Source organism: Pseudomonas sp. PDM32, assembly GCF_019219225.1.
Lineage (GTDB): Bacteria > Pseudomonadota > Gammaproteobacteria > Pseudomonadales > Pseudomonadaceae > Aquipseudomonas > Aquipseudomonas laurylsulfatiphila.
Genome location: NZ_JAHUWE010000013.1, coordinates 142,532 through 167,931 on the forward strand (window position 1 = coordinate 142,532; position 25,400 = coordinate 167,931).

26 protein-coding genes and 1 tRNA gene are annotated in these 25,400 nt (G+C 60.1%); 16 read left to right on the forward strand and 11 right to left on the reverse strand.

What is annotated here, in order from left to right; genetic code table 11:
• Positions 1–139 precede the first annotated feature (139 nt).
• The 4 genes from KW846_RS23570 to KW846_RS23585 are packed head-to-tail and all read right to left on the reverse strand — an operon-like array spanning position 140 to position 4,183.
• On the reverse strand, positions 140–1,180 hold the full coding sequence (locus tag KW846_RS23570) for an AbrB family transcriptional regulator (protein WP_007979814.1): 1,041 nt from the start codon (positions 1,178–1,180) through the stop codon (positions 140–142).
• A complete protein-coding gene (locus tag KW846_RS23575) occupies positions 1,173–2,687 on the reverse strand; it encodes a tripartite tricarboxylate transporter permease (RefSeq protein ID WP_218485699.1) in 1,515 nt (504 codons plus the stop codon). Before KW846_RS23575 ends, KW846_RS23570 begins: the two co-directional genes overlap by 8 nt.
• 1 nt (position 2,688) lies before the next feature.
• Positions 2,689–3,147, reverse strand: a complete 459-nt coding sequence (locus KW846_RS23580; RefSeq protein ID WP_218485701.1) for a tripartite tricarboxylate transporter TctB family protein — start codon at positions 3,145–3,147, stop codon at positions 2,689–2,691.
• A 58-nt stretch (positions 3,148–3,205) separates the two neighbouring features.
• Positions 3,206–4,183 carry a tripartite tricarboxylate transporter substrate binding protein gene (locus KW846_RS23585; protein ID WP_007979806.1) on the reverse strand — a complete coding sequence of 326 codons (978 nt, stop codon included), beginning with the start codon at positions 4,181–4,183 and terminating at the stop codon, positions 3,206–3,208.
• Positions 4,184–4,625: 442 nt separating this feature from the next.
• On the opposite strand from KW846_RS23585, the gene KW846_RS23590 reads away from it, so the two are divergent.
• A complete protein-coding gene (locus KW846_RS23590; protein ID WP_007979804.1) occupies positions 4,626–5,297 on the forward strand; it encodes a response regulator in 672 nt (223 codons plus the stop codon).
• A complete protein-coding gene (locus KW846_RS23595) occupies positions 5,290–6,678 on the forward strand; it encodes a sensor histidine kinase (RefSeq protein ID WP_218485703.1) in 1,389 nt (462 codons plus the stop codon). The genes KW846_RS23590 and KW846_RS23595 overlap by 8 nt, the downstream gene beginning before the upstream one ends.
• Before the next feature lie 118 nt (positions 6,679–6,796).
• Here KW846_RS23595 and KW846_RS23600 read toward each other — a convergent pair whose 3' ends face one another.
• A complete protein-coding gene (locus KW846_RS23600) occupies positions 6,797–7,618 on the reverse strand; it encodes an HDOD domain-containing protein (RefSeq protein WP_218485704.1) in 822 nt (273 codons plus the stop codon).
• A 34-nt stretch (positions 7,619–7,652) separates the two neighbouring features.
• Positions 7,653–8,594: a folate-binding protein YgfZ gene (locus KW846_RS23605; RefSeq protein WP_218485705.1), complete on the reverse strand. Its 942-nt coding sequence runs from the start codon at positions 8,592–8,594 to the stop codon at positions 7,653–7,655.
• 149 nt (positions 8,595–8,743) lie between these two features.
• Here KW846_RS23605 and KW846_RS23610 point away from each other — a divergent pair, with 149 nt between their 5' ends.
• Together KW846_RS23610 and KW846_RS23615 are read left to right on the forward strand one after the other, a co-directional pair.
• Positions 8,744–8,998, forward strand: coding sequence for a succinate dehydrogenase assembly factor 2 (locus tag KW846_RS23610; protein WP_007979797.1), 255 nt, complete (start codon positions 8,744–8,746; stop codon positions 8,996–8,998).
• Positions 8,982–9,434, forward strand: a complete 453-nt coding sequence (locus tag KW846_RS23615; RefSeq protein WP_218485708.1) for a protein YgfX — start codon at positions 8,982–8,984, stop codon at positions 9,432–9,434. The genes KW846_RS23610 and KW846_RS23615 overlap by 17 nt, the downstream gene beginning before the upstream one ends.
• On the opposite strand, the gene nadB is transcribed toward KW846_RS23615, so the two are convergent.
• The gene (gene nadB / locus KW846_RS23620) at positions 9,403–11,019 is read right to left on the reverse strand and encodes an L-aspartate oxidase (protein ID WP_218485710.1); all 1,617 of its coding nucleotides are present in this window, start codon (positions 11,017–11,019) and stop codon (positions 9,403–9,405) included. The genes KW846_RS23615 and nadB overlap by 32 nt on opposite strands.
• 552 nt (positions 11,020–11,571) lie before the next feature.
• Between nadB and rpoE the strand changes: the two genes are divergently transcribed.
• The 4 genes from rpoE to KW846_RS23640 all read left to right on the forward strand — a co-directional run bounded on the left by rpoE (position 11,572) and on the right by KW846_RS23640 (position 15,343).
• Positions 11,572–12,153, forward strand: coding sequence for an RNA polymerase sigma factor RpoE (gene rpoE / locus KW846_RS23625; protein WP_003172477.1), 582 nt, complete (start codon positions 11,572–11,574; stop codon positions 12,151–12,153).
• 31 nt (positions 12,154–12,184) lie between these two features.
• Positions 12,185–12,772 (forward strand): sigma-E factor negative regulatory protein, encoded by a 588-nt coding sequence (locus tag KW846_RS23630; RefSeq protein WP_116580240.1) that lies wholly within the window; start codon positions 12,185–12,187, stop codon positions 12,770–12,772.
• 8 nt (positions 12,773–12,780) lie between these two features.
• Positions 12,781–13,740: a MucB/RseB C-terminal domain-containing protein gene (locus tag KW846_RS23635; protein WP_218485714.1), complete on the forward strand. Its 960-nt coding sequence runs from the start codon at positions 12,781–12,783 to the stop codon at positions 13,738–13,740.
• A 178-nt stretch (positions 13,741–13,918) separates the two neighbouring features.
• Positions 13,919–15,343: a DegQ family serine endoprotease gene (locus KW846_RS23640; RefSeq protein WP_095966283.1), complete on the forward strand. Its 1,425-nt coding sequence runs from the start codon at positions 13,919–13,921 to the stop codon at positions 15,341–15,343.
• Positions 15,344–15,420: 77 nt separating this feature from the next.
• Here KW846_RS23640 and KW846_RS23645 read toward each other — a convergent pair whose 3' ends face one another.
• Positions 15,421–16,854: a M48 family metalloprotease gene (locus tag KW846_RS23645; protein ID WP_218485716.1), complete on the reverse strand. Its 1,434-nt coding sequence runs from the start codon at positions 16,852–16,854 to the stop codon at positions 15,421–15,423.
• Positions 16,855–16,952: 98 nt separating this feature from the next.
• Here KW846_RS23645 and KW846_RS23650 point away from each other — a divergent pair, with 98 nt between their 5' ends.
• Both KW846_RS23650 and KW846_RS23655 read left to right on the forward strand, forming a co-directional pair.
• The gene (locus KW846_RS23650; protein WP_007979782.1) at positions 16,953–17,192 is read left to right on the forward strand and encodes a sulfurtransferase TusA family protein; all 240 of its coding nucleotides are present in this window, start codon (positions 16,953–16,955) and stop codon (positions 17,190–17,192) included.
• A 31-nt stretch (positions 17,193–17,223) separates the two neighbouring features.
• Complete coding sequence (locus KW846_RS23655) at positions 17,224–18,294, forward strand: AI-2E family transporter (protein ID WP_116580244.1); 1,071 nt, start codon at positions 17,224–17,226, stop codon at positions 18,292–18,294.
• 123 nt (positions 18,295–18,417) lie between these two features.
• On the opposite strand, the gene KW846_RS23660 is transcribed toward KW846_RS23655, so the two are convergent.
• Both KW846_RS23660 and KW846_RS23665 read right to left on the reverse strand, forming a co-directional pair.
• A complete protein-coding gene (locus tag KW846_RS23660; RefSeq protein ID WP_218485718.1) occupies positions 18,418–18,891 on the reverse strand; it encodes a peroxiredoxin in 474 nt (157 codons plus the stop codon).
• Between the two features lie 10 nt (positions 18,892–18,901).
• The gene (locus tag KW846_RS23665; RefSeq protein WP_007979776.1) at positions 18,902–19,462 is read right to left on the reverse strand and encodes a glycine cleavage system protein R; all 561 of its coding nucleotides are present in this window, start codon (positions 19,460–19,462) and stop codon (positions 18,902–18,904) included.
• 329 nt (positions 19,463–19,791) lie between these two features.
• On the opposite strand from KW846_RS23665, the gene dapA reads away from it, so the two are divergent.
• The 5 genes from dapA (at position 19,792) to KW846_RS23690 (ending at position 23,481) form a co-directional block, all read left to right on the forward strand.
• Positions 19,792–20,670, forward strand: coding sequence for a 4-hydroxy-tetrahydrodipicolinate synthase (gene dapA, locus KW846_RS23670; RefSeq protein ID WP_007979774.1), 879 nt, complete (start codon positions 19,792–19,794; stop codon positions 20,668–20,670).
• A 17-nt stretch (positions 20,671–20,687) separates the two neighbouring features.
• A complete protein-coding gene (bamC, locus tag KW846_RS23675; RefSeq protein ID WP_218485720.1) occupies positions 20,688–21,803 on the forward strand; it encodes an outer membrane protein assembly factor BamC in 1,116 nt (371 codons plus the stop codon).
• A gap of 4 nt (positions 21,804–21,807) precedes the next feature.
• Entirely contained in the window at positions 21,808–22,566 is a 759-nt protein-coding gene (locus KW846_RS23680) for an MBL fold metallo-hydrolase (protein ID WP_116580246.1), read from the forward strand.
• 28 nt (positions 22,567–22,594) lie between these two features.
• Positions 22,595–23,308 carry a phosphoribosylaminoimidazolesuccinocarboxamide synthase gene (gene purC / locus KW846_RS23685; RefSeq protein ID WP_007944067.1) on the forward strand — a complete coding sequence of 238 codons (714 nt, stop codon included), beginning with the start codon at positions 22,595–22,597 and terminating at the stop codon, positions 23,306–23,308.
• A gap of 83 nt (positions 23,309–23,391) precedes the next feature.
• Positions 23,392–23,481, forward strand: a tRNA-Ser gene (locus KW846_RS23690).
• A gap of 153 nt (positions 23,482–23,634) precedes the next feature.
• Here the strand turns inward: KW846_RS23690 and KW846_RS23695 are convergent.
• Positions 23,635–24,108, reverse strand: coding sequence for a hypothetical protein (locus KW846_RS23695; RefSeq protein ID WP_218485722.1), 474 nt, complete (start codon positions 24,106–24,108; stop codon positions 23,635–23,637).
• A 317-nt stretch (positions 24,109–24,425) separates the two neighbouring features.
• Between KW846_RS23695 and KW846_RS23700 the strand changes: the two genes are divergently transcribed.
• Positions 24,426–25,352: a LysR substrate-binding domain-containing protein gene (locus tag KW846_RS23700; protein ID WP_218485724.1), complete on the forward strand. Its 927-nt coding sequence runs from the start codon at positions 24,426–24,428 to the stop codon at positions 25,350–25,352.
• Positions 25,353–25,400: the final 48 nt, after the last annotated feature.

Here is a 25,400-nt window from a genome sequence, read left to right on the forward strand (position 1 = left end):
TGGCGAGGGAGCTTGCTCCCGCTCGGCTGCGCAGCAGCCGTAAATCCTGCATATGCGGTGTGACTGTAGAATCCGGATGTGGAAAGGGGGGGGGCTGCTTCGCAGCCCAGCGGGAGCAAGCTCCCTCGCCACAGGTCTATCAGTCTGAATCCGGATTGCGATTCCAGTACTTGAACAACGGCTCCGCCAGAAACAGCACAAACAGCAACCTCATCACCTGCATCGCCGTCACCAGCGGCACCGACAATTGCAGGGTCTCCGCCGTCAGGCTCATCTCGGCAATACCACCCGGCATCATACCCAACGTCAGTGAGCGCAGATCCAGGTGGGTCAGCGCACTCAAACCCAGGGCCGCTGCAGTCGCAATCAGCATGGTCAGCACCGTGCCGATCAAGGTGCGGCCCATGAACGATGGTGCACGCCGGAAAAACTGCCGGTTGAAGTGACAACCCAGGCCGCTGCCGATCAACCACTGGCCGATCTGGCTACCGCCATTGGGCAAGCCGATGTGCAGATCCCAGCCGATGCTGACTGCCGCACTGACCAGCAAAGGCCCGAACAGCCAGGGATTGGGTTGACGCAGGCGTTCCCAGATCCAGGCCGCCAATGCGCCAGCAGGAAACAGCACCGCCAGCCAGCGCCAATCGATGCTGCCCGCGTGGGCAATCGGCGCACCGTCACCCAGCAAATACTTGAAGGCTGCCGGTACGCACAGCACCACCACCAACACCCGCAAACTTTGCCCCGCCGCTACATGGCTGAGCACCGCACCATTGCGCGCGCCGAGGTTGACCATCTCCCCGGAACCGCCGGGCATGCTGGAAAAGAACGCGGTGGCGCGATCCTCACCGGTACGGCGCATCAGCCACACGCCGACCACGGCGGACAGGCTGGTGACCAACGCCCCGAAGAAGATCAGACCGAAATGACTCAGCACCTGCTCCATCACCAGCGGGGTGAAGTGCAGGCCGATACCGATGCCGACGATCCACTGGCCGCACTTGCGGCCGCCAGGGATTTCGGCCAGTTGCCAGGGGGTCAGGCAACGCACGAGGATGATCGCCAGCAACGAGCCGACCATCCACGGCAAAGGCCAGCCGACCTGACTGGCGAGGTAACCGCCCAGCAGGCCGACCAGCGGGGTTCCCCACCAGGCTTTGAACGGTGTTCGATCAGACATCGGGGATGATGCGTTGCGCGGCCGAACGTTTGCGCCAGATACGGATGAGTGGCATCAGCAGCATGATCGCCGTCAGGATCCAGCAACCGAAGGTGATCGGGCTCGACCAGAGGATTTCCAGCGCACCGTTGGAAATCGACAGGGCGCGGCGCAGGTTTTGTTCCATCAATCCTCCGAGGATGAAGCCCAGCAATACCGGCGACAGCGGGAAGTCCAGCTTGCGCAGGATATAACCGAAGATACCGATGCCGATCATCAGGAACAGATCGAACGTTGTCGCGTGCACCGCGTAGACACCGATCCCGGTGATGATCGCGATCACCGGCACCAGCGCCCAGTTTGGCACAGCGAGGATGCGGGTAAAGATGCGGATCATCGGGATATTGAGGATCACCAGCATCACGTTGGCGATGAACAACGAAGCGATCAGACCCCAGACAATGTCCGGTTGCTGCTGGAACAGCAGCGGGCCCGGGGTGATGTTGTACAGCGACAATGCACCGATCATCACCGCCGTGGTGCCGGAACCTGGAACGCCGAGGGTCAGCATCGGCACCAGCGCACCGCAAGCCGCGCCACCGATGGCGGTTTCCGGCGCTGCGAGGCCGCGCATGTCACCCTGGCCGAAAGTACCCTTGGTACCCGCCATGCGTTTTTCGGTCATGTAGGCCACAGCACTGGCCAGGGTCGCACCGGCACCCGGCAATACGCCCATGATGAAACCCAGTACACCGCAACGGATGTTCACCACGAACACCGACGCCGCTTCCTTGAAGTTGAACATCATCCGGCCGGTGGCTTTGACCGCTTCCTGGCCGTGGTGGGTTTTTTCCAGCAGCAGGAGGATTTCGCTGATGGAGAACAAACCCAGCACCAGCACGACGAACTGGATGCCGTCGGTCAGGTGAATGTTGTCCCCGGTGAAGCGATACACACCGCTGTTGGCGTCGATGCCGACGGTCGACAGGAACAGACCGATCAGCGCCGCGATGAACGTCTTCAACGGACGGTCACCGGCCATGCCGCCGAGGCAGACAATCGCAAACACCATCAATACGAAATATTCCGCGGGGCCGAAGGCAATCGCCCATTTCGCCAGCAGCGGGGCGAACAGCACCATGCCGCAGGTCGCGATAAAGGCACCGATGAACGAGCTCCATGCCGACAGCGACAGTGCTACACCGGCCAGGCCTTTGCGGGCCATCGGGTAACCGTCGAGGGTGGTCATCACGGTGGACGCTTCGCCCGGAATGTTCAGCAGAATCGAGCTGATCCGGCCGCCGTATTCGCAACCCAGGTACACCGCCGCCAGCAGGATCAGTGCCGACTCCGGTGGCAGGCCGAGGGCGAATGCGATCGGGATCAGCAACGCCACGCCGTTGATCGGCCCCAGGCCCGGCAACAGGCCGACCACTGTACCGATCAGGGTGCCGCACAATGCAGTCACCAGGTTGTACGGGCTCAGCGCGACGCCGAAACCCTGACCCAAATAGCCAAGAGTATCCATATCAGTTCTCCAGAACGTCGAGCAGGCCCAAGGGCAGCGGTACGTCCATCAACTTGTCGAACAGTAGGTAGAGGCCGACGGCCATCAAGCTGATGATCACGATGCTTGGCACCCAGCGACCGCCATACAGTCGCGCCATGGGCACGCCGATCAGGATGCTGGCGACGATGAAACCCAGGGGTTCGAAGGTACCGGCGAACACCAGCAACAGCACCACGCAGATGCCGATCTTGGTCAGGGTTTCGCGATCCAGCGGCGGCTCGTCAGCACTGTGCTTGATCGGCGCCGGACGGAACACCATGTACAACAGCGCTGAGCCCATCAGGCCGAGCATCAGCAATGGAAAAGCCCGAGGCCCCACCGGTTCGTAGGAAAAAGCCGCTTGGTACGGCCACGCCATCAATGCCAGGCCGAGACAGGCCAGCAACAGCACCGAAGCAAAAATGCGTTGTAAGAGCATGAGGAACTCCTGTGCCGCGACTCCGCCAAACGGAGTCGCAGCCGCTAGACAGAGACGATCACTGGATCAGGCCGAACTCTTTGGCCAGCACTTTGTAGTCCGCGACCTGCTTCTTCACATAGGTGTCCAGCTCCGGGCCGGTCATGGCGAACGGGAACAGTTCACGCTGGTCGCGCAACTTGGCAAACTCCGGTGAAGCCAGCAGTTTGTCGAAGGAGTCCTTCCACCAGGCGTAGTCCTCGTCGCTGACCTTCGGCCCCAGGTAGAAGCCGCGAACCACCGGCCAGACGATGTCGTAGCCTTGTTCGCGGGCGGTCGGGATGTCCTTCATTTCCGGCTCGTCCAGACGCTTGTCGGAGAACACCGCCAGCAGGCGCATATCACCGCTCTGGATGTGTGGCATGGAGTCGGAAATGTCGGTGCTGCCAACCTGGATATGACCGCCGAGCAGGGCCGTGGCGATCTCGCCGCCACCTTCGAGGGCGACGTAACGCAGGTCACGCGGGTTGATCCCGGCGGCCTTGGCGATCAGCGCGGTCTGCATCCAGTCCTGGCTGCCGACGGTGCCGCCGGAACCGATCACCACTTTGCTCGGATCTTTCTTCAGGGCCTGGACCAGATCGTCGAGGGTCTTGTAGGGCGAATCGCTCTTCACCGCGATCGCGCCGTAGCTGGTGCCAACGGCGGCCAGCCAGCGCACATTGCTTTCATCGAAACGACCGAACTTGCCTTGGGCCAGGTTCAGCAGCGAACCACTGGACCAGGCCACCAACGTACCGGCATCGGCCGGACGCTGGGCGACCACCGCGTTGTACGCCACCGCGCCGACACCGCCGGGCATGTAGGTCACCCGCATCGGTTTGGTCAGCAGCTTTTCGTTGACCAGCGCGCTTTGCGCCAGTTTGCAGGTCAGGTCGAAACCACCACCGGGCGAGGCCGGGGCGATGCATTCCGGGCGTTTAGGCTCGGCCATGAGTTGGCCGGCGAACAGCACACAGCTGGCGGCGAGGGCGAAACGGCGCATTGAACGATTCATTTTTGTCTCCAGTGGAGTTTTTGTTTTTCGGGATGATTCAGGTGCGACGATTTCGCGCGGTGCCGGCGTGTTCGAATCCGCACGGATCGAACGACGGGCAGCCGGCTTCGGCGCTGGCAAGCGTAAACATCGGGGAGCAAGAGAAAGGGCGGGGCGGGCAAGCCTGAAGCTGTGTGGACAGCATGGTGCAGTACCTCGTTTATTGTTCTTATTGGCGAAAACGCTTCGAGGCGTTTTTCGGTAGTTACATGTCAAAGCACGTTTTCAAACTACGATTCGATGGTCGGCAGTCGAAACCATCCGTGGGGTGACTCTAACGACCCAACCTTTCGCTAACCTTTCAGCGGGCTTTCACGGTTTTTCGGGCTTCACAGCGGTGATTGCGGCTGTAAACTCCGCGCCAAAGAATGGCGTCGGCCATCCCTGAACGAGGTATAGATCCATGCGTGTCCTGCTCGTCGAAGACCATTTGCAGCTCGCCGAAAGTGTCGCCCAGGCGCTCAAGAGCACCGGGCTGACCGTGGACGTCCTGCACGATGGCGTGGCCGCCGACCTGGCGCTGGGCAGCGAGGAATACGCCATGGCGATCCTCGATGTCGGCTTGCCGCGCATGGATGGTTTCGAAGTGCTGGCGCGCCTGCGGGCGCGGGGCAAGAACCTGCCGGTGTTGATGCTGACCGCCCGCAGCGACGTCAAGGATCGGGTCCATGGCTTGAACCTGGGCGCCGACGATTACCTGGCCAAGCCTTTCGAACTGACCGAACTCGAAGCGCGGGTCAAGGCGTTGCTGCGCCGCAGTGTGCTGGGCGGTGAACGTATCCAGCGTTGTGGTGTGCTGGCTTATGACCTGGAAACCCGGCGTTTCACTCTTGGTGAAGAATTGCTGACCCTGACTTCTCGCGAGCAGGCGGTACTCGAAGCCCTGATCGCGCGTCCCGGTCGGGTGATGAGCAAGGAGCAACTGGCCTCGCAAGTGTTCGGTCTGGATGAAGAGGCCAGTCCCGATGCGATCGAAATCTACGTGCACCGCCTGCGCAAGAAACTGGATGGCCAGCCGGTCGCCATCGTGACCTTCCGTGGCCTCGGTTACTTGCTGGAAAGCCGCGATGCATAAGCCCAGCAGCCTGCGCTGGCGGTTGTTGTGGAATCTCGCGCTGTTGCTGGTGGTGTTGATGCTGGCCAGCGGGTTGAGCGCCTACTGGAACGGTCGTGAAGCCGCCGATACGGCCTATGACCGGACCTTGCTGGCCTCGGCGCGCACCATCGCCGCCGGCGTCTCCCAGCGCGACGGCACCCTGAGTGCCGACGTGCCCTACGTGGCCCTCGATACCTTTGCCTACGACAGTGCCGGGCGAATTTTCTATCTGGTCAACGACATCAATCAGAAGCTGATTTCCGGTTACGAAAACCTGCCCGCACCACCGCCGGGAACGCCGCGCACCGATGACTATCCGGCGCTGGCACGTTTCTACAACGCCCAGTACCGCGGGCAGAACGTGCGCGTGGTGAGCCTGCTCAAGCCCGTGAGCGAGCCCAACATGAACGGCATGGCGGAAATCCGCGTGGCCGAAACCGATGAAGCGCGCGTCAGCATGGCCCGCAGTCTGGCGGCGGATACCTTGTTGCGCCTGGGCATGCTGGCAATCGGTGCGTTGATGCTGGTGTGGTTTGCGGTGAGTGCCGCGTTGCGCCCGCTGGAGCGCCTGCGCACGGCGGTGGAAGAGCGCCAGCCGGACGATCTGCGCCCCTTGCCATTGGTGGAAGTGCAGCGCGAATTGTGGCCGCTGGTGCGCGCCCTCAATCACTTTACCGAGCGTCTACGTGGACAGTTCGAGAAGCAGGCGCAATTCATAGCCGACGCCGCCCACGAGCTGCGCACGCCCTTGGCAGCCCTCAAGGCGCGACTGGAGCTGGGCATGCGCTCGGGCGAGCCCGATACCTGGCGCAGCACGCTGGAGACCGCCGCCCAGGGCACTGACCGCTTGACCCACCTGGCCAATCAGTTGCTTTCCCTGGCACGGGTCGAAAATGGCGCCCGGGCGATTGCCGAGGGCGGCGCGCAGTTACTCGACCTCAGTCAACTGGCTCGGGAGCTGGGCATGGCCATGGCGCCGTTGGCCCACAAGCGCGGCATCGCGCTGGCGCTGGAAGCGGATGAACCCGTCTGGTTGCGGGGCGAGCCGACGCTGTTGAACGAACTGCTGAGCAATCTGGTGGATAACGCCCTGGCTCATACCCCGCCAGGCGGCAACGTGATTCTGCGGGTCTCGGCCCCCGCCGTGCTGGAAGTCGAAGATGATGGCCCCGGTATTCCTCTTGAGGAGCGCGACCGGGTATTCGAACGCTTTTACCGGCGCAATCAGCACGTGGCCGGTTCAGGGTTGGGGTTGGCGATTGTCGGCGAGATCTGCCGCGCGCATCTGGCGCAGATCAGTCTGCACGATGGTGAGCGGGCGGGGTTGAAGGTACGGGTGAGTTTTGTTGCAGGGGAGTGATGCGCGGTGTCTGTTCTGGCCTCTTCGCGAGCAAGCCCGCTCCCACAGGGATTTGTGGTGCTGCATAGATCCAATGTGGGAGCGGGCTTGCTCGCGAAGGGGACAACGCGGTCCTTGATCAGTAAAACATCGACCGTGTTTCTTCCAGGTCGGCGCACATCACCTCGTCGTCGATGTCGATGCCAAGCGCATTGAAGGCCGGCACGCTCAACGGGTCAATACGAGCGAACGGATGGTCGGTGTCCTTATGGCAATACAGGCTGGCCACCTGCACCAGATCCACATAGTCGATCTGCGCCGACTGGCGTTTGAAATTCAGGTAGAGCTGCGGCACCTGCACCAGCATGTCGGGAAAGTCCCAGACCTTCAGCAGTTTTTCGCCGATCAGGGGATGTATCCGCTCGATCACATGGTTGAGGCTGACCGGGTCGGACAGCAATTCATAGTGATCTTCGGCGTAGGTCAGGATCGGCAGCACGCCGATCTGATGCACCAGCCCGCCAAGGGCAGCCTGGTCGGGCTTGAGCCGGGTATAGCTGCGGCACAGGGCATAGCTGACGCCGGCGATTTCCAGGCTTTTGCGCCAGACTTCGCGCATTTTCTGTTCCACCACGTCGGAGCGGGCGTGGAAAATCTGCTCCATGACCAGGCCGATCGCCAGGTTGCAGCTGTAGTTGATGCCCAGGCGGGTGATCGCAGTGTGCAGGTCGGTCACTTCCTGGGTCGCGCGCAACAGCGGGCTGTTGACCACTTTGATCAGGCGCGCCGACAGCGCGGTATCACGGCCGATCACTTTGCTCAGGGTACTGACGCTGACTTCCGGGTTTTCCGCGGCCTTGCGAATTTGCAGGGCCACTTCCGGTAACGTTGGCAGAACCAGGTCATCGTTATTGATGGCCTCAACCAAATCCTGTTGGACCTTTTCCGCCAGCTCGCTCATTGAATCTCTCTAGGTGTCGCGCCAAGTGCTGCCGTTATTGCTGGATTTCGCGATCGCGGTCCAGTTCATAAGGCAGGTCGAGCAGCTGCAAGGACGGCCCTTCGAGCGCGCCCAGGTGGATGTCTCCACTGTCTGCCGCTTCGGCTTGCAACACCGCCAGGAGTTCAATGTTTTGCCCGCTGCGGGCAGCCAGCACCACTTCGCCGATAGAGCTGCCATGGGTCGGGGAGAACAGCGCCGTACCCGGTTCCGGCAGCTCGCCGGCAGCCAGTTGCAGGCGATACAGGCGACGCTTGAGCTTGCCCAGGTACTGCATGCGCGCGACGATTTCCTGGCCGGTGTAGCAACCTTTCTTGAAGCTCACGCCACCGACCGCTTGCAGGTTGAGCATCTGCGGGATGAACAACTCGCGGGTGCCGGGCATGACCTGGCCGATCCCGGCACGGACCTGGCCCAGTAACCATTGATTCAGGTCACCTTCGCTCAGCACCGCCGACAGCTTGCCTTTGACCGTATCGGCAAGACTTGCGGCGACCCACAACTCGGCGCGTTGCGGTGAGACACGGATGGCGATCAGCCCATCGTTGCGCACGACGCTGTCGGTTTCCGGCGGCAGGTCCAGGCCGAGGCTGGTCAGTGCGGCGTCGCCATGGTCAATGCCGAAGCGGACCCAGGCGGCACTTTCGTCGGTCAGTTTCGATTTGGAAAACACCGCATATTTTTTCAGGTCCGCCAGTTGCGGTTCCAGCAATTCGCTGGCCATGGCCAGGACCACGCCATCACCCTCGAGCAGGATGCGAAAGCTAGATTGCATCCGGCCTTTCTGGGTGCAGCGCGCACCGAGGCTGGCCCGGGAGTCGCTCAGGTAGTTGAGATTGCAGGTCAGTTGGCCTTGCAGGAATTTGCTGGCGTCCGCGCCGCGGACCGCGAGAACACCTTCATGAGAAAGCGTGCAGAAAAAAGCAGAATCGGCCATGGGTCATCGCAGGGTAAAAAGTCTGGTGGACATCATAAGGGGCCGCCTTCGAAATGGGTAGTTCACAAAGGATCACCGGTGCCCGACCAAAGCCGACTGTTCGACCGAGCGCGGGCCTGTATACTTGCGGCCTATTTGAGGAGCGCTCCATGGTCGAAGATGTTGAACTGAACCGCCTCTTTTGGCACAGCCGCCGTGGCATGCTTGAGCTTGACGTGTTGCTGGTACCGTTCACGAAAGAGGTTTACGCAACGCTCAACGAGGTGGATCGCGCGTTGTACGTCCGACTGCTGACGTGTGAGGATCAGGACATGTTCGGCTGGTTCATGGAACGCAGCGAATCGGAAGATCCCGAACTGCAACGCATGGTTCGCATGATCCTGGATCGTGTCCAGCCCAAGTAATACGTTCGAATGCCGCTGGCATGCCTCACGGCAGTTGCTGGCGGCGTATCTGCTGGCCCAGCTGTTCGCGTTGGGTTCGTTGTTTCTATTGTCGATTCCGCTCTGGGCCAGCTCGCTCGGCGTTGTGCTGTGCGTGGCTCACGGCGCCTGGTTGTTGCCCCGGGGGATTCTGTTGACGCACCCGCAGGCCATTTGCGGCTTGCGGCGTGATGCCGATGGCTGGCAGTTGTGGAGTCAGGCCAAGGGTTGGCAGCCCGTCCAGCTGAGGCCGGACAGCCTGGCGCTGCCGTTGGTGGTGGTCTTGCGTTTCCGCCTGCGGGGCGAGCGCCGGGTCAGGGCCATTTGCGTGCCCCGGGATGCGCAGGCGGCGGATGTGCACCGACGCCTGCGGGTCCGGCTCAAATTCAGCCGACGTAGGTGGGCGGCACCAGAATAGTGTCCAGCGCGACCGGCAACATGTCCGGGTAATCGAGGGTGTAATGCAGGCCACGGCTTTCCTTGCGCTCCATGGCTGACAGAATCATCAGCTCGGCCACCTGGGCCAGGTTGCGCAGCTCGATCAGATCCCGGCTGACCTTGTAGTTGCTGTAGAACTCGTCGATTTCATCCAGCAACAATTGCACGCGGTGTTGTGCCCGTTGCAGGCGTTTGTTGGTGCGCACGATGCCAACGTAGTCCCACATGAACCGCCGCAGCTCATCCCAGTTGTGCGCAATGATCACGTCTTCATCGGAATCGGTGACCTGGCTCGCATCCCAGGCGGGGAGGGGGGCGGGCATCGGAACCCGGGGCAACTGCTCGAGAATGTCCGTGGCCGCCGAGCGGGCATAAACGAAACATTCAAGCAGCGAGTTGCTGGCCATGCGGTTGGCGCCGTGCAGGCCGGTGAAACTGGTTTCGCCAATGGCGTACAGCCCCGGCACGTCGGTACGGCCCTGTTGATCGACCATCACGCCACCGCAGGTGTAGTGCGCCGCCGGGACCACCGGAATCGGCTGTCTGGTGATGTCGATGGAAAATTCCAGGCAGCGTTCGTACACCGTCGGGAAGTGCGTCTTGATGAAGGCTTCGGGCTTGTGGCTGATGTCCAGATAGACGCAATCGATACCCAGGCGTTTCATTTCATGGTCGATGGCCCGGGCGACGATGTCCCGTGGCGCCAGCTCTGCCCGTGGATCGAAGCGCTGCATGAAGCGCTCGCCGTTGGGCAGCTTGAGGTGGGCACCCTCGCCGCGCAGGGCTTCGGTGATCAGGAAGCTCTTGGCCTGCGGGTGATACAGGCAGGTGGGGTGAAACTGGTTGAATTCCAGGTTCGCCACCCGGCAGCCCGAGCGCCAGGCCATGGCGATGCCATCGCCGCAGGCACCGTCAGGGTTACTGGTGTACAGGTAAACCTTGGCCGCTCCCCCGGAAGCGAGGATTACAAAGCGGGCGCCATAGGTATCGACTTCGCCAGTGCCGCGATTGAGCACATAAGCACCGAGGCAGCGATCACCTTCGAGTCCGAGGCGTTTCTCGGTGATCAGGTCTACCGCAACTCGCTGTTCCAGCAGTTCGATGTTCGGCCGTTTCCTGGCCTGCTCGAGCAGGGTGGTGAAAATGGCGGCGCCCGTGGCATCGGCGGCGTGGATGATGCGTCGATGGCTGTGACCGCCTTCGCGGGTCAGGTGGAATTCGAACCCGCCATCTTCATTGCTCGAGTGTTCATCGCGGGTAAAGGGCACGCCCTGGTCGATCAGCCATTGAATCGCTTCCTTGCTGTGCTCGACGGTAAAGCGCACCGCGTCTTCATGGCACAGGCCGCCGCCGGCATTGAGGGTGTCATCGACATGGGATTCAACGGTATCGGTGTCATCCAGCACGGCGGCAACGCCACCCTGGGCCCAGAACGTCGAGCCATTGGCGAGGTTGCCTTTGCTCAATACGGCAATGCGCAAATGACCGGGCAAGGTCAGCGCAAGGCTCAAGCCGGCAGCACCGCTGCCAATTACCAGAACATCGTGTTGAAACTGTTGGCTCATTTCAGGATTCCGCTCAAAGCGACCCGGGTCGGGGGTGGCGCAGCTGGACTGGCGAGTCAAGTCAGCCGCACAGCCCACTAGTATATAGAGGGGGGGGACGGCACAATACCCGAGCCAGCATGGCATTGTGAAACTACTGTGACGCAAAATGTCGGGCGCTTCGTCGGATGTTTTTCTGCCCGTTGCGCGCGAGAATGACTGTATCGCCGATTTAACAGTCTTTTTCGCTTCACGGTTGCACAATGTCGGTTCGGCGCAGCTATAAATAATTGGAACTTTTGCCAAAGGGCCAAGATCAATAGACCGTTGCCTGAAACAAGGGACAGCGTCGGATTCAGTACGGGATTGCAGCTCGATCCCTGGCGAAGAATCCGATGACAAGATTATTCGCGCAGCCGGGCCCACTCGCGCTGCGCTTTTCGTGCGTGCCAAATCAGAGCCCGCAGGAAACTTGCCTGGAGGGGGAGAACTTTTGCGAAAAGCCCGAGTCTATGTTTGCAAGTCTGGTGGTTTACTTCTGCAAGCCTCCTCCGAGCTCATCGAGGAGTGTTCATGCTAACCCAGGAAGAGGATCAGCAACTGGTCGAACGCGTTCAGCGCGGCGACAAGCGTGCTTTCGATCTGCTAGTGCTGAAATACCAGCACAAAATTCTCGGGTTGATCGTGCGTTTTGTGCACGACACCCATGAAGCCCAGGATGTGGCACAAGAAGCCTTTATCAAGGCGTACCGTGCACTTGGAAATTTTCGCGGAGACAGCGCGTTTTATACGTGGCTTTACCGTATCGCCATCAACACGGCGAAAAACTATCTGGTTTCACGCGGCCGTCGGCCGCCGGATAGCGATGTCAGTTCCGAAGATGCAGAGTTCTACGATGGCGATCATGGCCTCAAGGATCTCGAGTCGCCAGAACGGGCTTTGCTGCGGGATGAGATCGAAGGCACCGTCCATCGAACCATTCAGCAACTGCCGGAAGATTTGCGTACGGCTTTAACTTTACGTGAGTTTGATGGTCTGAGTTACGAGGACATTGCGAGCGTCATGCAATGTCCGGTAGGCACCGTGCGCTCCCGGATTTTCCGCGCCCGGGAGGCCATCGACAAAGCCCTGCAGCCGTTGTTGCAGGAAAACTAAAGACAGCGGCGACAGCCAAGAGAGGAACGCCATGAGTCGTGAAGCCCTGCAGGAATCGCTGTCCGCAGTGATGGATAACGAAGCGGACGAATTGGAATTGCGTCGGGTATTGAATGCCTGCGACGATGTTGAAACCCGTGACACTTGGGCTCGTTATCAGATCGCTCGGGCAGTGATGCACAAGGATCTGCTGCTTCCACGGCTGGACATCGCTGCGGCTGTTTCTGCTGCCCTGGCTGACGAAGCCTCACCGGCAAAGGCGTCCCGTGGTCCATGGCGCAGCCTGGGTCGTCTGGCGGTCGCAGCTTCTGTGACCCTGGCGGTACTGGCCGGTGTACGTCTGTACAACCAGGATGAGATCGCCGGTGCCGAACTGGCCCAGCAATCCAGTCAACCCGCACTGGCCGTTCCTCAAGTAAAAGGCCCTGCTGTTCTGGCAGGCTACAATGAGAGTTCGGAAGCTACAGGCCCAATGGCCAATGGCGTTTTGCAAGGTCAACCAGGCTGGCACGATCAGCGTCTGCCAGGCTACTTGCGCCAACATGCACAACAGGCTGCACTGAAAGGTACTGAGAGCGCTCTGCCTTACGCTCGTGCGGCAAGTCTGGAAAACCGTTAAGGAGGATCATGCGCGCCATACCTCTACTTTCGCTTCTGCTCAGCGGCTGGTTCATCGTTCCAGCCCAGGCTGATGATGCCCAGGACTGGTTGACCCGCCTGGGCCAGGCAGAGCAGCAGCAAAGCTTTCAGGGTACTTTCGTCTACGAGCGTAACGGTAGTTTTTCTACCCATAACATCTGGCACCTGGTCCAGGATGGAAAGGTCCGCGAGCGATTGATCCAGCTCGACGGCTCCGCTCAGGAAGTCGTTCGCATTGATGGGCATACTCAATGCGTCAGTGGCACACTGATAGCAGGGCTTGGGGACTCCCCCAACTCCGCTGCCCGTGCACTCGATCCTCAAAAGCTCAAGAATTGGTATGACCTTGCCGTCATCGGCAAGTCGCGTGTTGCCGGGCGTTCGGCGGTGATCGTATCGCTGAAACCCCGCGACCAGCACCGCTACGGTTTTGAACTGCATCTGGACAAGGAAACCGGCCTGCCTCTGAAGTCTTTGTTGTTGGACGACAAGGGGCGGTTGCTGGAGCGGTTCCAGTTCACGCAACTGGATACGGCCGACCTTCCTTCCGAAAAGGATCTGCAGGCCAGCAATGATTGCAAGCCGGTCAACCTCGACAGTGACAAGGCCTCTGCCGTCAAGGCTGCCCAGGTCTGGCATTCCGACTGGTTACCACCCGGTTTCGAGCTGACCAGCAGTACAGCTCGCAAGGATCCGCAGACCAAGACCCAGGTCAATAGCCTGATGTACGACGATGGACTGGCGCGTTTTTCGGTATTCCTCGAACCGTTGAATGGCGCAACCGTCACCGATACCCGTACTCAGTTGGGGCCGACCGTTGCGGTTTCCCGGCGCTTGACCACGGCACAGGGTGACATGATGGTGACTGTCGTCGGCGAGATACCGGTCGGTACTGCTGAACGGATAGCGCTTTCAATGCGCACCGATGCCACTGCAACCAAGCAGTGAGCAGAATTCGAAATGTTTCGTGAGCATTTCAATTTGCAAAAATCCCGTAAATTTCTTATAGGTCAGAGCCCCTCGGCTCTGGCCTTGTTTGTTGTTCCCGGAACAAAAATACCGGCGTATTGTTCCCGGTGTTCCTTGCTCCATATCGCTTAACCCTGCTCGTCGTAACGGGAGCCGTATGTCGATACCACGCTTGAAGTCCTACCTTTCCATTATTGCCACCGTGCTGGTGCTCGGTCAGGCGGTCACCGCCCAAGCGGTCGAATTGCCTGACTTTACGCAACTGGTCGAACAGGCCTCGCCCGCGGTCGTGAACATCAGTACCACGCAAAAGCTGCCGGATCGCAAAGTCAGCCAGCAAATGCCCGACCTTGAAGGCCTGCCGCCAATGCTGCGCGAATTCTTCGAGCGGGGCATGCCGCCGCAATCGCGTTCTCCTCGCGACCGTCAACGCGAGGCAACTTCCCTGGGTTCGGGTTTTATCATCTCGTCTGACGGCTACATTCTGACCAATAACCATGTGATCGCCGATGCGGACGAAATCCTCGTCCGTCTGGCCGATCGCAGCGAAATGAAGGCCAAGCTCGTCGGCACCGATCCGCGTTCCGACGTGGCGCTGCTGAAAATCGAAGGCAAGGATCTGCCGGTGCTCAAGCTCGGTAAATCCCAGGACCTGAAGGCCGGCCAGTGGGTGGTTGCTATCGGTTCGCCGTTCGGCTTTGACCACACGGTGACCCAGGGCATCGTCAGCGCCGTCGGTCGCAGTCTGCCGAATGAAAACTATGTGCCGTTCATTCAGACCGACGTGCCGATCAACCCGGGTAACTCGGGTGGCCCGCTGTTCAACCTGAACGGTGAAGTGGTCGGGATCAACTCACAGATCTATACCCGCTCCGGTGGCTTCATGGGCGTGTCGTTTGCAATCCCGATCGACGTGGCCATGGATGTTTCCAATCAGCTGAAATCCGGTGGCAAGGTCAGCCGTGGCTGGTTGGGCGTGGTGATTCAGGAAGTGAGCAAGGACCTCGCCGAGTCGTTCGGCCTGGAGAAACCGGCGGGTGCGCTGGTTGCCCAGATCCAGGATGATGGCCCGGCTGCCAAGGGTGGCCTGCAAGTGGGCGACGTGATCCTGAGCATGAACGGTCAGCCAATCGTCATGTCGGCCGACCTGCCGCATCTTGTTGGCGCATTGAAGGCTGGTGCCAAGGCCGATCTGGAAGTCATTCGTGACGGCAAGCGCAAAAATGTAGAGCTGACCGTCGGTGCCATTCCGGATGAAGACAAGGAAATGGGCGCCGAGCCAAAATCCAGCATCGAGCGCAGCAGCAATCGCCTCGGTGTTTCCGTGGTCGAACTGACTGACGACCAGAAGAAAACCTATGACCTCAAAGGTGGTGTGGTGATCAAGGAAGTGCAGGACGGTCCTGCCGCCATGATCGGCCTGCAGCCGGGTGATGTGATCACCCACCTGAACAACCAGGCCATCGGTTCCGCCAAGGAGTTCGCGGACATCGCCAAGGCGCTGCCAAAGAACCGTTCGGTGTCGATGCGGGTACTGCGTCAAGGTCGTGCGAGCTTCATCACCTTCAAACTGGCTGAATAACCCGGTTGATGGCTGAATAAAAAACCGCCTCGAAAGAGGCGGTTTTTTTACGTCCGGACTTTTTGTCTGCGAGGGCGTCAGCCCATCATGTCCTTGATCATGCGCTCCTGTTCCATCAGCTCGCGTTGCCGCGCGTCGATCCGCGAAGACAGCGGGAAGTTGCTGCCGGCCTTGCGTTTGGCGAAGTCCAGTTGCTGAATGGCCTGTTTGTAGTCCCCGACCAGGGCAAAGTATTCGGCGCGCGCCTGATGCAGGCCGATGATATTGCCCGACAGGCCACGCGTCTCGGCAACCTGATACCACACGTCCGGGTCATCCGGCCGTGACTTGAGCAGGCCTTCGAGGGCTTTCTCCGCATCTGCGGTGCGATTCTGCTTGAGCAGCAGGTCGACACGCATCTGATTCAGCGGGTAGTTGCCAGGGTATTGGGTTATCAACCGGTCAACCCGGGACTGGGCATCCGCCAGGCGATTGTTGGTGATGTCCAGATCGACCTGAGCCAGGTTGTAGATGATTTCATTGGGTGCCTTGGCCAGCAACTGCTTGAGGTTTTCCCGGGCTTCGTTCAGTTGGCCGCCCTTGATCTGGGCGATCGCCAGGCCGTAGCGCGCCACGTCGTTTTTCGGATTTTCGTCGAGCTGGGCGCGGAAGCGCTTGGCGCCGAGCCCCGGGGTTTCTTCATAGATCAGCTGTACGCGTGCGCGGATCAGTTGGTAGCGCATGCTGTCTTCAACGCCACCCGTTGGAAACTGTTCGGCGCGGTTGCGGGTGTCGGCGATACGCGATTCGGTGACCGGGTGAGTCAGCAGGAACTCCGGTGGCTTGGCATCGTAGCGGTACTGACGCCCCAGGCGCTCGAACATGGTTGGCATCGAGCGGGGATCGTAACCGGCCTTTTCCAGATTGAGGAGGCCGATGCGGTCGGCTTCCTGTTCGTTCTGGCGGGAGAATCGCCGCTGTTCCTGAATGGCCGCCGCCTGTGTGCCAGCAATGGCTGCAATCCCGGCGTCACCGCCACCTGCGGCTGCTACCACGATACCCGCCAGCAATGCCGCCATCATTGGCACTTGCATGCGTTTTTGTGCTTCGATGCCCCGGGCAAAGTGGCGCTGCGACAAGTGAGCCAGTTCGTGCGCCAGTACCGAAGCATATTCGCCTTCGGTCTGGGCATTGAGGAACAAGCCACCGTTGACCCCGACTATCCCACCCGGCGCCGCAAAGGCGTTGAGCTGCGGGCTGTTGATCAGGATGAACTCCAGGCGCCGGTCGGTGACCTGGCTGGTCTCCACCAGGCGGTAAACGCTGGATTCCACGTAATCCTTGAGTTGCGGATCGTTGAGCTGCGAAACCTGGCTGCGCAACATGGCCAGCCATGCGCGGCCGAGCTGGTATTCCTGTTGTGGCGAGACAATGGCAGAACTGGCGTCGCCGAGTGACGGCAGGTCGTCGGCGAAGCCCGGTGAGGCGAGCAGGCAAGCGAGCGTCAGCAGGGTAGGGCGCAAAAATGTCATGCACAAAGCCTTAGTCGACAAAGACCTTACTGTAGCCGGACACCGGCGTTGCGACCAGATATTCTAGGCGTCTCAACCACCTGACCCGGAGTGATGCAATGACCGACGCTGTAGAGCATGACGTTGAACTGGACGCCAGCGGCCTGAATTGCCCGTTGCCGTTGCTCAAGGCCAAGATGGAGCTCAACCGGCTGGCCAGTGGCGCGGTACTCAAGGTCATCGCCACCGATGCAGGTTCGCAGCGCGACTTTCGCACCTTTGCCCGATTGGCCGGTCATACCCTGCTTCGTGAAGAAGATGAGGCGGGGGTTTACCGCTACTGGTTGAAAAAAGCCTGAATTGTGCTGCGTTTGCTCCTAAGGATTATTGATGTTCAAAGTGTTACGCGACTGGATTCAGCGCTATTTTTCCGATGAAGAAGCGGTGGTGCTGGCTGTTCTGCTGTTTCTGGCGTTCACCGCCGTATTGACCCTGGGCGGCATGCTGGCGCCGGTGCTCGCCGGAATGGTGCTGGCGTATCTGATGCAGGGGCTGGTGGTGACGCTTGAACGCCTGCGTGTGCCGGGCGGGGTCGCGGTGGGGATGGTCTTTGCGTTGTTCATGGGGTTGTTGCTGGTATTTATCGTGGTGGTCGTGCCGTTGCTGTGGCATCAACTGATCACCTTGTTCAACGAGTTGCCCGGCATGCTCGCCAAGTGGCAGTCACTGTTGCTGCTGTTGCCCGAGCGTTATCCGCATCTGGTGTCCGATGAACAAGTACTGCAGGCCATCGAAGTGGCGCGCGGCGAAATCGGCAAGTTTGGTCAGTGGGCACTGACGTTCTCGCTCTCGAGCCTGCCCTTGCTGGTGAACATCATGATCTACCTGGTGCTGGTACCGATCCTGGTGTTTTTCTTCCTCAAGGACCGGGCCATGATCGGCCAGTGGGTGCGCGGTTACCTGCCCCGTGAGCGGGCGCTGATTACCCGGGTCGCCCATGAGATGAATCGGCAGATCGCCAACTACATTCGCGGCAAGGTCATCGAGATCTTCATCTGTGGTGGCGTGACATACATTGCCTTTGTCGTGCTTGAACTCAACTACGCGGCATTGCTGGCACTGCTGGTGGGGATTTCGGTGGTGGTGCCTTATGTCGGTGCCGTGGTGGTGACTGTGCCCGTGTTTCTGATTGCGCTGTTCCAATGGGGCTGGAGCGATCAGTTCATCTACTTGATGGCGGTCTACGGAATCATCCAGACGCTCGATGGCAACGTGCTGGTGCCCTTGCTGTTCTCGGAGGCGGTCAACCTGCACCCGGTGGCGATCATCTGCGCAGTGCTGTTGTTTGGCGGGCTGTGGGGCTTCTGGGGGGTGTTCTTTGCGATTCCCCTGGCGACGCTGTTCAAGGCGGTGCTGGATGCCTGGCCACGCAAGGAGCCGGAAGTGGCGCCGTTGTTATAAATCGGCGGTGGGGCAAAAAAGATCGCAGCCTGCGGCAGCTCCTACAGGATTGATGACCATCCGCGGAAATTGCGGCGAGCACCGTCCATGTAGGAGCTGCCGCAGGCTGCGATCTTTTCGATATCAGGCCTTGTTCAGTGCCTGAGCCGCCGCCAGAACAGCATCCACATGCCCTGGCACCTTCACACCACGCCATTCCTGACGCAGCACGCCATCCTTGTCGATCAGGAACGTGCTGCGATCCACGCCCATGTATTCCTTGCCATACAGCTTTTTCAGCTTGATCACGTCGAACAGCTGGCAGATGGCTTCGTCCTTGTCGCTGATCAGCTCAAAGGGGAATTCCTGTTTGCACTTGAAGTTCTCGTGGGATTTCAGGCTGTCGCGAGACACGCCGAACACTTCGGTATTGGCGGCCTTGAACGCCGCATACTGGTCACGAAAGCCCTGGCCCTCGGTGGTGCAGCCCGGCGTGCTGTCCTTCGGATAGAAGTAGATCACCACCTGCTTGCCCTTCAGGCCTGCGAGGCTGACGGTCTGCCCGCTGGTGGCGGGGGCTTCGAAATCGGCAACCGGTTGGTCGATGGCAACGGCCATGAAAGCATCCTTACATTGGGTTCTGTGGGCGCCACGGTTCGATCAGGGCGTCCAGGTTCAGCGCGTCGGCGAAATCCAGGAACTGATCGCGCAGCCAGCTGATCTGCACGCCGGCCGGCAGGGTCACGGTAAACGTGGCGTTGAGCATGGTGCCGCCGGTCTGCGGAGCCTGATAGGTGTCGCAGGTCAGGTTCTCCAACTCGACATTGTGGTCCATGAAGAACTGGCACAGCTCGTTGATGATGTCCGAGCGGTAGGCCGAGCTGACATAAGCGACGTACGGCAGGGCCTGGGGGCGGTTTTCCAGGGCGGCGCTGCGCACCACGTTCACCGTGAACGCATGCCGCTTGGCCAGCACCGGCAGGCTGCCTTCCAGGCGAGCCAGGGCATCCCAGCTACCGGAGATTTCCAGCACCAGGGCACTGCATTCGCCATGGCGGGTCAGGCGAGAGGTGACAACGGCGCAGCGGTTTTCATGGCTGGCGCGGCACAGGACGTTGGTCAGCTCCATGGGGTTGGCGCCGAGGGCACTGATAACAAGGAATTGTTCGCGAACTGTGGGGGTGGACATGCAGCATTCCTAAAGCGATGAGCGGTCGGTACGTCTAAAGGCTGATTGGTCGGGAGCGAGCCTGCGGATGCGAACTCAGAAAGTCCCCAGTGACAGGTTGCGAACAGGCTCCGCCGGAGCGGGAGCGAGACGTGGCAACGCTGGATCAGGACTTGTGATGCCGAAAATGGAGGCTGAAACCCGACGGACGAGCTTGTCTGTAACGATCAAAGTCTGAAGGGTAGCGAAAACCGGCGCCAAGGGGAATGGCGGCAGCACAGTACTTCGCTTGTGCAAGCAACTTGGCGCCAGTACCATTACGGCTCTCTTTTTCCGGCAGGAGCGGTTTCATGATTGCGGGCAGTATGGTGGCACTGGTCACTCCCATGGATGCACAGGGGCGTCTTGACTGGGACAGCCTCAGCAAACTCGTGGACTTCCACCTTGAAAACGGCACCCATGCCATTGTCGCCGTCGGTACCACCGGCGAATCGGCAACCCTTGATGTCGATGAACACATCGCCGTCATCAAAGCGGTAGTCAAGCAGGTCAATGGTCGCATTCCGGTGATTGCCGGTACCGGCGCCAATTCGACCCGCGAAGCCGTCGAGTTGACCCGCAATGCCAAGGAAGCCGGCGCCGATGCCTGCCTGCTGGTCGTGCCGTACTACAACAAGCCGACCCAGGAAGGCCTGTACCTGCACTTCAAGCACATCGCCGAAGCGGTGGACATCCCGCAGATTCTCTATAACGTTCCCGGCCGCACCTCCTGCGACATGCAGGCCGAGACCGTGATCCGCCTGTCGACCGTGCCGAACATCATCGGTATCAAGGAAGCGACCGGCGACCTCAAGCGCGCCAAGGCCATCCTCGATGGCGTCAGCAAGGACTTCATCGTGCTGTCCGGCGACGATCCGACCGCGGTCGAGCTGATCCTGATGGGCGGCAAGGGCAACATCTCCGTCACCGCCAACGTCGCGCCCCGTGAAATGGCCGATCTGTGCGAGGCCGCCCTCAAGGGTGACGCCGAGACTGCACGGGCAATCAACGAAAAACTGATGCCGCTGCACAAGGACCTGTTCATCGAAGCCAACCCGATTCCGGTGAAGTGGGCTTTGGTCGAAATGGGCCTGATGCACGAAGGCATTCGCCTGCCGCTGACCTGGCTGAGCGCACCTTGTCACGAAACGCTCCGCACGGCCCTGCGCCAGTGCAGCGTCCTGGTTTAATTGAGGAAGTACAACGCATGAAGCGAATGGCCGGACTTTCCGCACTTGCCTTGATTATCTCCAGCACCAGTGGCTGCGGATGGGTCTGGGGCCCGGAAGGTTATTTCCGTGACCGTGGTAGCGATTACCTGGAAGCGCAACAGACTGCACCGATGCAAATTCCGCCGGATATCCATACCGCCAAGCGTCTGGATCCGCTGTTGCCGATCCCGCGCAACGTGGCCGATGACACCGCCACGGGCGAATACGTCGTTCCTCGTCCACAGCCGCTGACAGCGGTTGCCGACGCCAGTCCTTATTCGCTGCAGAAGAGCGGCGGCACCAGCTCCATCCTGGCGCAGAACCCGCCTGCCGAAATCTGGCCTGTGGCCGTTCAGTTCTTCCAGGACAACGGTTTCCGTCTGGATGAACAGCGCCCGCAAACCGGCGAATTCACCACGACCTGGCAGCATTCCGATGAACTGTCTGCGGCCATGGCCAAGCGCCTGAGCGCGGCCGGCGTCAGCACCGACAGCGAAACCCGCGTGCGGGTGCGCATTGAGCCGGGCGTGCAGCGCAACACCAGTGAAGTCTACGTGGTCAGCGCCGAGCGTCCTGCCGGCAGCACCGCCGACGTCGAGTTCACCAACCGTTCGGTCAACACTGGCCTGGACGCGGCCCTGGTCGACGACATGCTCGCGAGCATGAGCCGTATCTCGGAGAAGGGCGGCTCGGTCTCCATGCTGGCTTCGCGTGATTTCGACGCGCCCAGCCGTGTCAGCCTGAGTGAAGACGGCAGCGGCAACCCTGTGCTGAACGTCGGTACCGACCTTGACCGTGCCTGGTCGAGCGTAGGTCGTGCGTTGGAACAAGGTGAATGGCGCGTTGAAGACATCAACCGCAGCCTGGGCCTGTACTACATCAACCTGGCCGAAAAAGCCGAGAGCAAGGACGACAAGCCAGGCTTCTTCAGCAGCCTGTTCGGCAGTGCGCCGAGCAAGGAGGAGCTTGAAGCCCGTGCCGAGCGTTATCAGGTTCGCCTGAGCAAGGTTGGCGAGAACGTCCAGGTCACCGTCGAGAAGAACATCAACACCGTGGCGCCGGCAGATGTGGCGCGTAAAGTGTTGAGCAAGATTCAAGACAACCTGGGCTGATCCTATGCGTTTTGCCGTTCTCGGCAGCGGCAGTCAAGGGAACGGCACGCTGATAGCCAGCGCTGATACGTACGTGCTGGTGGATTGTGGTTTTTCCCTGCGGGAAACCGAAAAACGCCTGCTGCGACTGGGTGTGAACCCTGCGCAGCTGAGCGCGATACTCGTGACCCACGAACATGCCGACCACGTGCATGGCGTGGGTTTGCTGTCTCGGCGCTACAATCTGCCTGTCTACCTCAGTCGCGGGACCTTGCGCGGGATGCGCAAACCGATTGAACCCGCAGGCTTTCTGGCCGGTGGCGAGCAGTTGCAAATCGGCGACTTGAGCATCGGTGTCATTGCCGTGGCCCACGATGCACAGGAACCGACGCAGTATGTCTTCAGTGACGGTTTACGGCGTTTCGGCCTGTTGACCGACCTGGGCTCCTATTGCGACAAGGTGCTGGACGGTTACCGGGACCTCGATGCATTGATGATCGAGTCCAACCATTGCAGGGACATGCTGGCTCGCGGTCATTACCCGTACTTTCTCAAGCAGCGGGTGGGCGGTGAACTGGGACATTTGAACAACCATCAGGCGGCATTCCTGGTGGCCGAGCTGGGCTGGAAGGACCTGCAACACCTGGTCCTGGCCCATCTGAGCAGCAAGAACAACCTGCCGCAGCTGGCCCGGCAATGTTTTGTCGACACCCTCGGGTGCGACCCGGACTGGCTGCAACTGGCCGATCAAGATTCAGGGCTCGACTGGCGACACATCGCCTAGCCCATCTACTTAGCAAGCGGAGCCCATCATGGAAAAACGTGAAGAACTCTACCGCGGCAAAGCCAAGTCGGTTTACAAGACCGACGACGCTAACCGTTTGATCCTGCTGTTTCGCAACGACACTTCGGCGTTCGACGGCAAGCGTATCGAACAGCTCGACCGCAAGGGCATGGTGAACAACAAGTTCAACGCCTTCATCATGCAGAAGCTCGAAGCGGCCGGCGTGCCGACCCAGTTCGACAAACTGCTGGGCGACAACGAATGCCTGGTGAAGAAGCTGGACATGATCCCGGTCGAGTGCGTCGTGCGTAACTACGCCGCTGGCAGCCTGGTCAAGCGCCTGGGTGTCGAAGAGGGCATGAAGCTCAATCCTTACACCTTCGAACTGTTCCTGAAGGACGACGCCAAGGGCGACCCGTTCATCAACGAATCCCACGTCGTGGCTTTCGGTTGGGGCACCGCCGAGCAACTGGTTCGCATGAAAGAACTGTCGCTCAAGGTCAACGAAGTCCTGAGCAAGCTGTTCGACGACGCCGGTCTGCTGCTGGTCGACTTCAAGCTGGAATTCGGCGTGTTCCACGATGGTTCCATCGTGCTGGGCGACGAGTTCAGCCCGGACGGCTGCCGTCTGTGGGACAAGGCTACCGGCAAGAAAATGGACAAGGACCGCTTCCGTCAGGGCCTCGGTGACGTCATCGAAGCCTACGAAGAAGTCGCCAATCGCCTGGGCGTACCGCTTTAACCGACGCAAGCATCTGAAAGCACAGAAATATTTCGCTTAGGGGGTTCGCTTCCGGCGAAAGTGTTGTTATGATGCGCGCCGTTGGAGAGATGCCAGAGTGGCCGAATGGGACGGATTCGAAATCCGTTGTACCTTCACCGGTACCTAGGGTTCGAATCCCTATCTCTCCGCCATTATTGAATAAGACTAAGCCCCTGTAATCGTTGATTACAGGGGCTTTTTCGTTTCCGGCATGTCGGTCAGGGCGTCAAACCTGGCCATGTAAAGTCGCCGGAGCGCAAAAACCTGGTTTGGTTGCTCAGCGATCTGGAGGCGCGCACAGCCACTTATCTGGCGCTGCGCGAGAGTTGCAGGATTTGGGTGAAGGTGCCATCGGCATTGGGCTCCGTACTCATTTCACCACTGAACCCGGCGTATTTCCCTGTGGTGCCAATCACCGCGACAATCGACTGGCCTGATTCATGCTCCTGTCCGGCCACGACGATACTGTCGGCGGTTTTGCCAGTTGCGTCGCTGAATAACAGGGTCCATTGGCACTGGCTGTGTTTTTCGGGGAAGGTATTGACGCAGTAACCGCTATTGCTGCCGATATCTTGTCGTTGCTCGTTCATCAGCGGCTGGTCGAACACAAACAAGTCACCTTGCGATGGGCCGGGCGGACCAATGTCAATCGGGGTCTTGATGCCGCGGGTGCCGTCGGCATAGGTGATCAGGGTGAGTGTCTCTGGTTCATGGGCGTGCGCAATGAAGGGCATGCTGATCAACATCAGGCTTAACGCGCGAAGGGTAAAGACGTTCATGTTTTTCGGCTCGGGTTTTGAAAAGTGAGCAGCAAAGACTAATGGGCGGGCTTGGGGGGCGCGAACCCTACAATGTGAGTGCATATGACGGCGGGGTAGCTGATTCAGCCCCGACGATCAGGCCCCGATCAAGGAAATCTGGTTTGCAGCGGTGAAGCTGCCCGTTCGAGGCCGCTTTCTTTCGAGCTGGAAACGGTCTGCATTCCTGCTCAATCCATTAAGCGTGAACCTCATCAGGCTGTTGAACTTGAGTTGGATAGACGGCAGTTGCCCCGGCTACCTAAACTGTCAGCAGATTTGGGGATCGGGGACACTGGATGAATCGCAACGAACTTCGCAAGGCGGATATCAACCTGATGGTGGTATTCGAAACGCTGATGCTGGAGCGCAATGTCACTCGGGTGGCGGAGAAGCTGTTTCTCGGTCAGCCGACCATCAGTTCGGCGCTCAACCGCTTGCGTGCGATGTTCAATGATCCGCTGTTCATCCGTGTTGGCCATCGCATGGAGCCGACGGCACGGGCAGAGGAGATCATCAGGCACCTGTCACCGGCGCTGGATTCCTTGTCCGTGGCCTTGAGCCTGACCCATGATTTTGACCCGGCCAGCAGCACGATGACGTTCCGCATCGGGTTGTCCGACGACGTCGAGTTCGGTCTGTTGCCGCCGTTGCTGCGAACCCTGCGCCAGGAAGCGCCAAAGGTGGTGTTTGTGGTGCAGCATGTCGATTACTGGCGGATTCCCGACTTGCTGGCGTCCGGCGATATCACGGTGGGTATCAGTCAGACCCGCGGCTTGCCGGCCAATGCCAAGCGCAAGTTGCTGCGACACATCCAGCCCAGCATTTTGCGCGCCGATGCTTCCGACACTTCGCTGACGCTAGACGAATATTGCGCGCGACCGCACGTGCTGGTGTCCCATACCGCCAACGTCAGTGGCTACGCCGACGAGTGGCTGGCGGAAATCGGCCGCACGCGCCAGGTGGTGCTCTCGGTACCGCAATACAGTTCGTTGCCCGCACTGCTCGCCGGGACGGACCTGATCGCCAGCCTGCCGGACTACACCGCCGAGGCGATGGCTGCTTCGGGCATGCTGTTCAAGGAGCCCTTTCCGTTCAAGACACCGACCCTGGATTTGTCCATGGTCTGGCTCAGTCATGTCGATACCGACCCTGCCGAGCGCTGGTTACGTTCGCGCCTGGAGGCGTTCATGAGTGAGCGTGCCGTTTTGCCGCTGCCCGAATGAACAGGGCGTGTTATACGTACGAACTTTCCATCCCCTTCCAGGAGCCAA